11 protein-coding genes and 1 pseudogene are annotated in these 11,134 nt (G+C 63.9%); 2 read left to right on the forward strand and 10 right to left on the reverse strand.

Going from position 1 to position 11,134, the window contains the following annotated elements:
- Positions 1–219: 219 nt before the first annotated feature.
- The 5 genes and pseudogenes from IVB27_RS02730 to IVB27_RS02750 form a co-directional block, all read right to left on the reverse strand.
- Positions 220–576 (reverse strand): annotated as a pseudogene (locus IVB27_RS02730) (type II toxin-antitoxin system HipA family toxin); the annotation flags it as partial.
- A 117-nt stretch (positions 577–693) separates the two neighbouring features.
- A complete protein-coding gene (locus IVB27_RS02735; protein WP_247441186.1) occupies positions 694–975 on the reverse strand; it encodes an HGGxSTG domain-containing protein in 282 nt (93 codons plus the stop codon).
- The gene (locus IVB27_RS02740) at positions 972–1,610 is read right to left on the reverse strand and encodes a hypothetical protein (protein ID WP_247441187.1); all 639 of its coding nucleotides are present in this window, start codon (positions 1,608–1,610) and stop codon (positions 972–974) included. Before IVB27_RS02740 ends, IVB27_RS02735 begins: the two co-directional genes overlap by 4 nt.
- Positions 1,611–2,089: 479 nt before the next feature.
- Positions 2,090–2,551 (reverse strand): NUDIX hydrolase, encoded by a 462-nt coding sequence (locus tag IVB27_RS02745; protein WP_247441189.1) that lies wholly within the window; start codon positions 2,549–2,551, stop codon positions 2,090–2,092.
- 63 nt (positions 2,552–2,614) lie between these two features.
- On the reverse strand, positions 2,615–3,571 hold the full coding sequence (locus tag IVB27_RS02750; protein WP_247441191.1) for a lytic transglycosylase domain-containing protein: 957 nt from the start codon (positions 3,569–3,571) through the stop codon (positions 2,615–2,617).
- Between the two features lie 189 nt (positions 3,572–3,760).
- Between IVB27_RS02750 and IVB27_RS02755 the strand changes: the two genes are divergently transcribed.
- Positions 3,761–4,795 (forward strand): L,D-transpeptidase family protein, encoded by a 1,035-nt coding sequence (locus tag IVB27_RS02755; protein ID WP_247441192.1) that lies wholly within the window; start codon positions 3,761–3,763, stop codon positions 4,793–4,795.
- 179 nt (positions 4,796–4,974) lie between these two features.
- On the opposite strand, the gene IVB27_RS02760 is transcribed toward IVB27_RS02755, so the two are convergent.
- A complete protein-coding gene (locus tag IVB27_RS02760; protein WP_247348195.1) occupies positions 4,975–5,832 on the reverse strand; it encodes a VOC family protein in 858 nt (285 codons plus the stop codon).
- Positions 5,833–5,979: 147 nt separating this feature from the next.
- Positions 5,980–7,170, reverse strand: a complete 1,191-nt coding sequence (locus IVB27_RS02765; RefSeq protein ID WP_247441195.1) for a urate hydroxylase PuuD — start codon at positions 7,168–7,170, stop codon at positions 5,980–5,982.
- A 235-nt stretch (positions 7,171–7,405) separates the two neighbouring features.
- Here IVB27_RS02765 and IVB27_RS02770 point away from each other — a divergent pair, with 235 nt between their 5' ends.
- Positions 7,406–8,746 carry a PQQ-dependent sugar dehydrogenase gene (locus IVB27_RS02770; protein WP_247441196.1) on the forward strand — a complete coding sequence of 447 codons (1,341 nt, stop codon included), beginning with the start codon at positions 7,406–7,408 and terminating at the stop codon, positions 8,744–8,746.
- A 52-nt stretch (positions 8,747–8,798) separates the two neighbouring features.
- On the opposite strand, the gene IVB27_RS02775 is transcribed toward IVB27_RS02770, so the two are convergent.
- From IVB27_RS02775 to IVB27_RS02785, 3 genes are read right to left on the reverse strand one after another with little or no spacing between them, the layout of a single operon-like run.
- Positions 8,799–9,599: an SDR family NAD(P)-dependent oxidoreductase gene (locus tag IVB27_RS02775; protein WP_247441198.1), complete on the reverse strand. Its 801-nt coding sequence runs from the start codon at positions 9,597–9,599 to the stop codon at positions 8,799–8,801.
- A 1-nt stretch (position 9,600) separates the two neighbouring features.
- Positions 9,601–10,155, reverse strand: a complete 555-nt coding sequence (locus IVB27_RS02780; RefSeq protein WP_247441200.1) for a carboxymuconolactone decarboxylase family protein — start codon at positions 10,153–10,155, stop codon at positions 9,601–9,603.
- Between the two features lie 14 nt (positions 10,156–10,169).
- The gene (locus IVB27_RS02785; protein WP_247441202.1) at positions 10,170–10,982 is read right to left on the reverse strand and encodes an SDR family NAD(P)-dependent oxidoreductase; all 813 of its coding nucleotides are present in this window, start codon (positions 10,980–10,982) and stop codon (positions 10,170–10,172) included.
- Positions 10,983–11,134 lie beyond the last annotated feature (152 nt).

Here is an 11,134-nt window from a genome sequence, read left to right on the forward strand (position 1 = left end):
TTCGAAACCGCCTTCGCGCAAAACAAGGCACGATAACGCATCATGGCAACCGCGCTGTCACCGCAATTACCGTGTCTCATTCCAGGGGTGCAGTCCAGCGTTGGACGGTCGATTTCGTGCCGCGGTCACCGCAATTCGTGCGCCGGCCAAGGACGTGCTGCGATACGCTTAGTGAGGCCAGTGGCAGGGAGTCACAACGGCGGCGACGCCTGCCGGCCTTCATTCAAGGAGTTCAACCAGCGCCTCCGGAGCATCGGCGAACGCGAACGGGTTGAGGAATTGCCGCCGCCACAGGAAATTGCGGTCGACTTCCGAGAGCGCTGCCGTGTCGCATATTTCTTTCCAGAACCTCTTGATCGCCTTGATCTGTCCCGCGATGAGCTTGGTCGCCTCATCGAGTCCGAGAAGGAAGAGCGGTGCGGCCTGAAGGCACACGGTGATCTGGCTCGTGCGTCGCTCGCCGGTGATGAACATCGCCTGGCTGGCCTCTCCGCCGGTCCTGACCTGCGGGCAGATGTCGTAAGCGGGCGTCAGCGAGAGTTCTTTTCCATTCCAGAACGCCGCGTGGTTCCGGGCGTGATCGTCCGTGCTGTCTTCGCGTCAACGCAATGATCCATAAATGGATCATTTGGGCCTATATGGTCCATTAATGGACCATGGATGCCCGAGTTTTGGCCTCAGCCGGCTGATCCCTCAGTCAGGCACTGACTTCATCTCGACCAGCAGCTTCTCTGTCTCGCCCAGCAACGCCCGAATCGCCCGTCGTTCCGCAATCCCATCCTGCGTGAATGCGCCGTGCGTCCGCGCGTTCTGATTTCCCCTCGGCGCGCCTGACCTCCGTGCGCCGCCGTGCATGCGGCAGCGGGCCTTGCCTTGCACTGCCGGTGCGCGGCAGGTGGTGCCGCTGCGCGTCTCGGCGCCACAGCGCGGGCTCGTCGTCATCGCGCTCGTGTTGCGGATGTGATTGCAGCTCATGCGCTGGCGCATTGTCCGGATTCGGCCTCGCGCGGCGGGACCGGTCCTGCATCTGTCGCAGCGCCCGGCTCCGCGACGATCATGCTCGCGTGTTGGGTAACGTTGCCCACGATCGCTCTGCCGCCGTCCTGCACCGACAAATTCCGGACCGTGATCGCGCGCTCGCCGTTGTTGCGGTGGCGGCTGAGTGCCTCGATCTGGCTTGCGAAGGTGCGGGTCAGCCGGGTCAATGCGCGTGTGATGCTTTCCTGCTGCTGGACGTCGCCGCTGCAGGCGAGGCGGCAGGCTGAGCGCATCGCCGCCGTGTGAACGGACACCATCTGCACTGCGAGCATGGCTTCGATCGAATCCTTCGGTGCGATGCTCTTCACCATCGAGATCATGAAGGCGAGATTGGCTTCATCGGGCTCTCGTCCGATCGCGCTGGCCTTCACCAATTGCCTCAGCAGACCATGTAGCGCGTCGCGGTCGGCGGCGCCGAGCGCCTCGGCGAGCAGGCGTTCGCCGGCTTGCGGGTCGGTATGGTGGATCACAATCCGCCGCTTGTAGAGTTTGATCCGCGGGTTGGCGGCAAGGCCGCTGAGATCGTTTGCCGCAACCGGCAGCGTGCTGTGGCGTTTCGCAGATGTCGTCATGTGCTGTGTCCTTTGCCGGCGCGGGCTCATGGCGCGCGAAATCAATCGCTCGCTTGCTGCGCGCCTGGGCGATTTTGGAGATGTTGATGAAGGGCTTACGCGCAATCGCCGCTAGGCCCCCCGTGGTCGGGCGGTGTGACGCTGGCGATTGTTGCGATGATGCCATCATGCCGGTGTTTTGCCCGACGAGTCAAACGGCTTTGCCTGCTGCGCAATCCCTGTCAGTGCAAGTTCTTGTCCGTGCAAGTCCTTGTTCTGACAAGGACCGGCTACTGTGCATGGGGTTGTTTTCGCGGTTTTTGTTTCGATGCTGCCCTGACGTGCCGCCGCGCCGGCGCCAACGGCATGATCGCCTGCCGTTGGTGAAGGCCGGCAGGCTGCGCGCGCTCGCGGTGTCATCAGCCGAGCGGCTGCCATCGCTGCCTGACGTGCTGACCGTCGGGTGCGCAGTTTGCGCGAAATGCCGGAGTGGCCGATCCCTATCCGATGCCGGCCATCTGAGCTAACCGCTCGAGCAGCGGCCGCTGTCCCGCGTTGATCTTCTTGTGCGCTGCTTCGAGCGTGAACCATTCGGCACGGTCGACCTCGGGGAAGGTCTGTCGTTTGCCGCTACGTGGCGGCCATTCCATCTCGAAGATGTTGCTGCGAATGCTGCGCACGTCGATGTCGAATTCGGCAGCGAACGCGGTGACGACCTTGCCGCCGCGCTGCTTGACCTGCCCAAGCGAGATCAGCGGCATGGACAATGCGAAGCCGAGCTCTTCGGTAAACTCCCGCCGCGCTGCAGCTTCCGGATCTTCCCTGTCCGTATGCTCACCCTTCGGGATTGACCATGCACCGATGTCCTTGTTGCGCCAGAACGGCCCTCCGGGATGAACAAGGAGAACCTCGACTTCCCGCCGCTTTCGATATGCGAGGATCCCGGCACTGGTCGACGGCATGGCTGATTCCCTGCAGGCGAACCAACGGAAGCCGCTCCATCGAGCGGCTTGCGGATTTGTGCATCAGCCGGCAGATCGTTCGCGGGCGGCGAGACGGATGGCTCGGGTTTTCGCGCTCTTTCCGGCCGCGCGCGCTTCAATCATGCTGCGCCTCTTGAGGTGAGTCGAGGCGTTCTTCCGGAGCAGGGTTGCGATCCGCTTGCGTGCACGGCTGGTATTCAACCGGGCGGCCAGTTCCTCGGCCTTGCGAATGATAGTGGCGGCCGAGGGCGTCAGGTTGACCGGAACCCAGGCGACGTCTTTCGTCTTGGACAGGCTGCCGATGCCCTCGCAGGGGGCTTCTCGTGGCAGGTCGATCCGGATCGCAAGGGCCTCCGTGCGTTCGGTCCAGTCCTCGGCCTTGGTGCCCGTGATGATGCGGACATAGTCTCGCGTCTCGCGCGGCAGCTCGCTCTCCTTGGCGAGCCATTTCTGGATCCGGCCGGGACCCGCGTTGTAGGCGGCCGCGGCCAGGCCGAGATTGCCGAAATCGTCGCGCAGCTTGCGCAGGAATTTTGCGGATGCCGGCAGCGCCTTCATCGGATCGAAGGGATCATCTAACCCGACCTCCGCCGCTGTTTCCGGCATGAATTGAGCGACGCCCTGTGCGCCGGCCTGGCTGACCTCGTTGGACCTGAAGCGGCTCTCCTGCCAGATCAGGCGGGCGAAGAATGGCACCGGAATGCCGCTGGCCTCGGCTGCTCCACGAAGCGCGTGGCAGAATCGTTCCGTCCGCGAAACCGGCGCCTGCGTGACAGGCTCGTTCGCAAGCGGCTCGGGTGTCTCCTCATGGGCCGCACGTGCATTGGCGAACTCGAGGGCCTGCACGCTTGCGAGGAACAGTTCAACCACCGGAACAAGTGACGAGGCTTGCGTGTTTTCAAGAACAGCGCGTTCGAAAGCTGATGTCTGGCGGGACGCCGGATCGAGGTCGCACATCAGAATCATAAACGCGGCGCAGGCCGCGACGACAAATCGCATTGCGTGGACAACCTCGAGCTGTGGGTGAACGGCCGGCGGCGCGCCGACGATAAGGAGTTCTTAGACGATAAGGAGTTCTTAACCGTGTGATTGCGGCAAAGCTGCGGTCTCGTCGGTTCCGCCGGTGCTACTACGGTGTTCCCGCCGGGAAACTCTCCGCCGTTTTGCGGACATATTGGGACGGGCGACATGATGCGGTGGATTATTGGCGCGGCGATTTCGCTGTCGGTGATCTGTCCGGCGCTTGCAGGGCATCTCGATGCAGCGGCGGTGAACGATGCTGCGCGTCCTGCGAAACAGCCGGCTACCGACAAGATCAACGCGTCCGTTGTGAAGCTTCAAATCTTGCTGGACCGTGCGCAGTTCTCGCCCGGCGAAATCGACGGCAAGTTCGGCGAGAACGCCCAGAAGGCGTTGAAGGCATTTTCCGAGCAGAGCGGTATCGCATCCGACAAGACGATCGCGCCGGAGCTTTGGGACAGGCTGAGCGCGGCGAGCGAAGGTCCGATGATTGTCGACTACAAGATCACCGACGCCGATGTGAAGGGGCCGTTCCTGAAAGAGCTGCCAGGCAAGCTCGAGGACATGAAGGCGCTGAAGGCGCTGAGCTACACCAGCCCGCTCGAGGGGCTCGCCGAAAAATTCCACATGAGCGGCGACCTGCTTCGGACGCTCAATTCCGGCAAGTCGTTCGACAAGGCCGGCGAGACGATCACTGTCGCAAATGTCCCTGCACGAAGAGAGCTGCCACCCGTTGCGCGGATCGAGATCGACAAGAGCAACAGCACGCTAAGGGCGTTCGACGGGGCCGGCCGCCTGCTCGCATTCTATCCCGCGACAATCGGCAGTCCGGACCGTCCGACGCCGCAGGGTACGCTCAAGGTCACCAGCACCGACGAGAAGCCGACCTATCACTACAATCCTGACTACAAGTTCAGCAGCGTCAAATCGAAACAGCCGTTCGATGTCCAACCGGGCCCGAACAATCCGGTGGGGGCATATTGGATCGGCTTGTCGGCGCAGGGTTACGGCATCCACGGCACAGCGGAGCCCGACAAGGTCAGCAAGTCGGCGTCGCACGGCTGCGTCAGGCTGACCAATTGGGACGTGCGCGCGCTCGGTGACCACGTCAAGCGTGGCACACCGGTGGTCTTCCTGGATGCGCCGACGGAGTCGGCGTCCAAGCAGCGGGGGAAGTCCGGCGGCAGGCGCGCCTCGAACTGATCCTTGAAACTAGTTCTTGGGAAAGTCCTGACGCAGCGCGATCTCGGCGGCATCGCCGGGCGACAGCGCCGTCGGGTCGAACGCTCTTTGCGGTCTCGTCATGATGTCGTAGAGCGAGATGCCCCTTGATGGGCTTGCCCATGAGCTCGCGAACGCAGTCGGCGAGCGTGCCGTTCAAATCAGCCGGCAACGAAGGCGAGCAGGGTGCCGTTGGCCTTGGCCGGCGGTACGCAGATCGCAGGTCCGCTGCGCACAGCTGCCGAACCGAGCGCCTTCTCGGTGGCCGCGAGATCGCCGCTCACAAGCACCAGGGCCGCGCCGCCGCGTCCGGAAAGTCCCGCGAGCGGCACACCGGGATAGCGCTTGCCGAGCTGGTCCAGCGTCAGATAGACGAAATCGGCACGGTCGCCGCCGGATGGCACGGTCACTGCGCCGTCGTCCCCGGTCTTCGGCGCGCGGTCGATCAGCCGCCCCAAATGCGCGGCTTCCTTCGCGGGCTCGGGCGTCGCGATCAGCGTCTGCTTGATCCGCTTCGCCGCATTGGCGTGCTTCATCAATTCGGGAATCCACACCGTGTCCCGGGTCTTGTGCTGGCAAGCGAAGATACGCACGCCGCCGGGCGCCTCCGCGGTCGGCCACATGAAGGTGCGGAATTTCGCCGCCGAGACCGTGCCATCAGGCAGCGTCACGGGCCGTTCGAAATCGGTCGGGCCGATCGGCTCCAGGCCGCGTGCGCGGATCTCCTCCGCGCCGGCGGCGGAATCGACCGCGGTGAAGGCGATGCGCTCGATGCCCTCACCCCGCTTGTCGAGGAAGGCGCGCGCGGGCGCGTTGTGCTCGGTCGCGGCGAGCACGCCGAGCAGCTCCATATAGTCCGGGTCGAACATGATGGTGTAATTGCCGGTTCCCATATGCGCGCTGTGGGTGCCGCGCGGCGAGAGGGTGAAGCCGAGCTGCTTGTAATTCTCGGCGGCCTTGTCGAGGTCCTGAACCATGACCACGGCGTGGTCGATACCGATGACGTTCTTGAGGGCCACTGTTCTTTCCCCGAATGCAAACTGACTTCAGGCCGCGGCGGCGGCCACTGGTGCCTGTCTACGCCGGATAGGCGGTCAAGTCATTTTCAAATCGGCGGCAAAGGCGGAATTTCATTCCGCGAAATGCTCTCTCGACGCGCGATGGCGTCAGCGAGCCTGCTCGATATAGGCGGCGAGGATGGCGCGCTCCTCGCTGGTCATTTCGGTGATGTTACCCGGCGGCATCGCATTGGACCAGGCCGCGACGCGGCCGATCAGGCGGATGTTGCGATGGATATGTTCGGGCGCATCGAGCAATATGCCTTTCGGCGCGGTCACGATGCCGTCCCAGACAGGCTCGGTTGCGTGGCACATGCTGCAGCGGGACATCACGATCTCCTCGACATTGGCGAGGATCGGTTGCACCGGCAGCGCGCTTGTCCTGGCCTCGCGCGGCCCGGCCGCGGAGAGGAAGAGGATCGCGATCACGCCGACCGCTGCGACGCCCCAGACCCACCATGGCGATTTGCGTCCGGCATGACCCTCGTTGAAGAAGTGGCGGATCACCGCGCCGAGCGCCAGGATGATCGCGACGATGATCCAGTTGAAGCGCGTGGCGTAGAGCAGGGGATAGTGGTTGCTGATCATCAGCACGACGACAGGCAGCGTCAGATAATTGTTGTGGACCGAGCGCTCCTTGCTGGTCTTGCCCAGCTTTGGATCGGGTGCTTGTCCCGCGATCAGGCTGGCGACGATCTTCTTCTGGTTCGGGATGATCAGCGCGAAGACGTTGGCGACCATGATGGTGCCGATGATCGCGCCGATCTGGTTGAAGGCGCCGCGGCCGCTCAGCACGTGGGTGAAGGCATAGGTCAACGCGACCAGGAACAGATAGCCGCCGATGGCGAACGGGAGCTCGCGCTGCGCAAGCCCGGTGCGGCAGGCGGCTTCATACAGCAGCCATGCCAGCGCGAGGCTGCAAAAGCTGAACAGCCCGGCCTGGAATGGCGTGAGGTCGAGGATCGACTTGTCGACCAGGAACAGATCGGCTTCGAGATAATACACCACCACCATCAGCGCGAAGCCGGACAGCCAGGTGGTGTAGGCCTCCCATTTGAACCAGGTCAGCTCGCCTGGCATCCGGGCGGGTGCAACCAGATATTTCATGATCCGGTAGAAGCCGCCGCCATGGACCTGCCAGGCCTCGCCCTGCACACCGTCCGGCAGATCGCTGTTGGGCTTGAGGCTGAGGTCGAGGGCGATGAAATAGAAGGAACTGCCGATCCACGCGATCGCCGCGACCACGTGCAGCCCGCGGAGCAGCAGGCTCGCCCATTCCGATATGATGGATCCCCACATGATCACCCCAACAGATACGACACCAATGCCGCAGCTTTGATGACCGCAACCGGCGGCCCCGCCCATACAATGTGTCGCACCGTTCGGCGGCATTTTCCAGTACGATGGGTTGCGGCTGATGCACATCGTGCGGGCATGAGTTGACGTGGAATTCGGCAGGCGTTTGACCTGTCGCAGAACGTTTGCGGGTCGATCGGCGTTGACGCCCCACACGTGAAGGCCGGGAGGAAACGACGTGAAGAACAGGATTTCGTTGGTGGCGGTATCCGCGGGGTGGCTGGTCGCGATCGCGACCTCCGCACAGGCCGAGGCGGTGCTGCAGGGCAGGGACGCCTACGGCGATTGGCAGGCCGACAAGCCCGGCACGGTCAGGTTGATCCGGCCGCAGGACCTTGCAAAGCCCCGGGCCACGCCGTCGGTTGCGAGCTTCTCGCGCGTGGTGCCCCGGCCGCCGGAGGCTGCGCTTCAGGTGCCGGCCGGATTCAAGGTCGAGCTGTTCGCCGGGGGCCTGCGCGCCCCGCGCATCATCAGGGTTGCGCCGAACGGCGACGTCTTCGTCGCGGAGACGCGCGCCGGCAACATCCGCGTGTTGCGCGCCGGTGAGGGCGGCAAGGTCGCGACCAACGAGGTGTTCGCGAGCGGACTGCGGCAGCCGTTCGGCATCGCCTTTTTCCCGGGCGGCGACAATCCGCAATGGGTCTATGTCGCCAACACTGACAGCGTCGTTCGCATTCCCTATCAAGCCGGTGACCTCAAGGCGCGCGGCAAGGCGGAGACGATCGTGGCGAGCCTGCCGCATGACGGCGGCCATTCCACCCGCGACATCGTCTTCACGCCTGACAACAAGCGCATGCTGGTCTCGGTCGGCTCTCTCAGCAACGTCGCCGAAGGCATGGGTACGCCGCCGCGCGGATTGGAAGCGTGGTCGAAAACGCAGCCGCTCGGCGCCGCGTGGGCGAGCGAGACCGACCGCGCCACCGTGCTCGCCTTCAATCCCGATGGTAAGGAGCGGAAGATCTACGCCACCGGCATCCGCAACTGCGTCGGCCTGGCGGTCCAGCCGCAGACCGGGCTGCCCTGGTGCTCGACCAACGAGCGCGACGGGCTCGGCGACGACCTCGTTCCTGACTACGTCACCAGCGTGAAGGAAGGCGCCTTCTATGGCTGGCCGTGGTTCTATGTCGGCGGCAATGGAGACCCACGCCACGCCGGCGCGCGGCCGGACCTCAAGGACAAGGTTACCCTGCCTGATGTGCTGGTGCAGCCGCACTCGGCGTCGCTCGGCATGACCTTCTATCAGGGCACGCAGTTTCCATCCGAGTACCAAGGCGATGCCTTCGCCGCCGAGCACGGCTCCTGGAACCGGTCGAAGCGCACCGGCTACAAGGTGATCCGCATCCGGATGAAGGACGGCAAGCCGACGGGCGAGTACGAGGATTTCGTCACGGGGTTCGTGGTGAATGACACCGACGTGTGGGGGCGGCCCGTCGGTGTCGCCGTGGCGAAGGATGGATCGCTGCTGGTGTCGGAGGACGGCAATGGCACGATCTGGCGGGTGACAAGCACGCCGCGATGAAGGTGTACCCTCCCCCACAAGGGAAGAAGGGACAGCAGCGTGCTTGGGATGTCTACCCCCTGCGCACACTCGCGCCGCCATCCACCGGCAGCGTCACGCCCGTAATGAAGTTCGCCTCGTCTGATGCCAAGAACAGCGCGGCATTGGCGACGTCCCATCCCGTGCCCATCTTCCGGCGGAGCGGCACCTTGCTGTCGCGCTCGGCTTCGACTTCGGCGCGGGTCTTGTGCCATTCGCGGGCGCGGGTGTCGACGGCCATCGGCGTGTTCATCAGGCCGGGCAGGATGACGTTGGCGCGGATGCCGTATTCGGCGTTCTGGTAGGCGAGCTGTTCGGTGAAGGCGATCATTGCCGACTTCGTCGCCTTGTAGGCGACGTACGGATAGGTCGTGATCGCCGCCATCGAGGAGATGTTGATGATCACGCCGCTGTTCTGCGCGCGCATGATCGGGATGACTTCCTTCGCTGCCAGAATGCAGCTCTTCAGATTGATGGCGACAACGCGGTCGAATGCCTCCTCGGTGATTTGCAGCAACTCGGCATCGCCGCCGGACAGGCTGACACCGACATTGTTGTGCAGCACGTCGATGCGGCCCCAGCGCGAATGCGCGTCCGCGACCATCGCCTTGATGTCGGCGGATTTCGTCACGTCAGCCTTGAAGGCTGCAGCGATGCCTTGCTTCGCGGCGATCATGGCGGCGGTTTCCTGCGCCGATTCCAGATGATGATCGACGCAAAGCACTTTCGCACCCTCACGTGCGAAGATGAGCGCGGTGGCGCGGCCGTTGCCCATTCCCTCGCCGGGGCTTTGCCCCGCCCCGACCACGATCGCAATCTTGTCCTTCAAGCGCATGTCAGTTCACTCCGGGAATCGGGTACTGCTGGAGTACCTCTTTGTAATAAGGCTCGTTGTCGATCTTCATGGTGGCGAGCACGCGCACGACGCCGCAATAGAAAGCGATGGTCAGCACGAGGTCGACCATGTGTTCGTCCGAGAGATGCTGCTTGATCTCGGCAAAGGTCGCATCCGACATCGCGAGCTCGCGTACCATCTCGCGGGCGCCCTTCAGGATCGCCTTGGCGAGCGGCTCGAGCTTCGAGGGCTTTCCGTTGGTCTCGGCCATCAGGCCGGTGATGTCCTCGTCGGTGACGCCGAATTCCTTACCGATCTTCACGTGATGGGTGAATTCGTATTCCGACTTCTCCATCCAGCCGACCTGGAGGATCGCAAGCTCCCGCAGGCGCGGGTCGAGCTTGCTCTTGAAGCGGATGTAGCCGCCGATGCCGTTGAAGGCGCGCGCCATCTCCGGCGAGCTGACCAACAGCTTGTGCAGATTGGTGTTGCGCTTGAGCATGTCGCGATATTCAGGCGCGACCTGGTCAGCTTCGAGATAGGGCAGGCGGGCCATCCCTGGTGTTCCTTTCAGTGCTCTTGTGATTCACGTTCGGGGGCTTGGAGCGTCACGCCGCCGTCGACCACCAGCACCTGGCCGGTGATGTAGCGCGCGAAATTGCTGAGCAGGAACTTGACGGCATGGCCGACGTCCCAGCCGGTGCCTTCGGTCTTCAGCAGTGAGGCCATGGCGCGCTGCGCGCGCGCCTGCTCGCTCATGCCGCGGGCATAGACCATCGGCGTGTACATCGGTCCCGGGCAAATGCAGTTGACGCGGATGTTGTCGCGGCCGTGATCGACCGCCATCGCGCGGGTCAGCCCGATGATCGCGGCCTTTGATGTCGTGTAGGTCGTGAGCCCGCGCGGCCGCAGCGCCGAGATCGAGGAGATGTTGACGATCGCGCCGCCTTTGGCGGTCTTGATCATGGCGGGGATCGCATGCTTCGAGAGCAGGAACATGCTCTCGACATTGACCTGCATGATGCGGCGATATTGCTCGGGCGTCTCGTCGACCACGCTGCCCCGGCTGCCGATGCCGACATTGTTGTCGAGAAAATCGAGCCGGCCCCAGCGATCGAGCGCCGCTTCGACCAGTGCCTTGCAATCGCCCTCGCTGGTGACATCGCCGCCATGGGCTGCGGCAGTGCCGCCCTCGGCTGAGATCATCTCCACGGTGCGCTCGGCGAGCTTGAGGTTGCGGTCCGCCACCAGCACCTTGGCGCCCGCGCGTGCCAGCAGGATTGCGGCAGCACGGCCATTGCCGATACCGTCGCCCGCAGCGCCGCCTCCGCTGACCATCGCTACCTTGCCGCCGAAACCGGCATCGTCCTCGGGGCCCCGCATGTCGTTCTTCCCAATTATTTTCGTGCAGATTAGCAATCGTCCCCGCCGGAGAGAAGGGCGCTCCTCCTGCATTCATGTCATTGACATCGCATGGAATTGCATGTCGCGGCCGGCGCATTGCGCAGGGCTGGTCCTTGCGGCTGAGGAACCGT

Source organism: Bradyrhizobium sp. 197 (assembly GCF_023073375.1).
Taxonomy (GTDB): domain Bacteria; phylum Pseudomonadota; class Alphaproteobacteria; order Rhizobiales; family Xanthobacteraceae; genus Bradyrhizobium.

Excerpts from the sequence above, each read along its gene's own strand:
- IVB27_RS02735 (WP_247441186.1), bottom strand. The coding sequence starts at position 975 with ATGAGCTGCAATCACATCCGCAACACGAGCGCGATGACGACGAGCCCG.
- IVB27_RS02740 (WP_247441187.1), bottom strand. The coding sequence starts at position 1,610 with ATGACGACATCTGCGAAACGCCACAGCACGCTGCCGGTTGCGGCAAAC.
- IVB27_RS02745 (WP_247441189.1), bottom strand. The coding sequence starts at position 2,551 with ATGCCGTCGACCAGTGCCGGGATCCTCGCATATCGAAAGCGGCGGGAA.
- IVB27_RS02750 (WP_247441191.1), bottom strand. The coding sequence starts at position 3,571 with ATGCGATTTGTCGTCGCGGCCTGCGCCGCGTTTATGATTCTGATGTGC.
- IVB27_RS02755 (WP_247441192.1), top strand. The coding sequence starts at position 3,761 with ATGATGCGGTGGATTATTGGCGCGGCGATTTCGCTGTCGGTGATCTGT.
- IVB27_RS02765 (WP_247441195.1), bottom strand. The coding sequence starts at position 7,170 with ATGTGGGGATCCATCATATCGGAATGGGCGAGCCTGCTGCTCCGCGGG.
- IVB27_RS02775 (WP_247441198.1), bottom strand. The coding sequence starts at position 9,599 with ATGCGCTTGAAGGACAAGATTGCGATCGTGGTCGGGGCGGGGCAAAGC.
- IVB27_RS02780 (WP_247441200.1), bottom strand. The coding sequence starts at position 10,155 with ATGGCCCGCCTGCCCTATCTCGAAGCTGACCAGGTCGCGCCTGAATAT.
- IVB27_RS02785 (WP_247441202.1), bottom strand. The coding sequence starts at position 10,982 with ATGCGGGGCCCCGAGGACGATGCCGGTTTCGGCGGCAAGGTAGCGATG.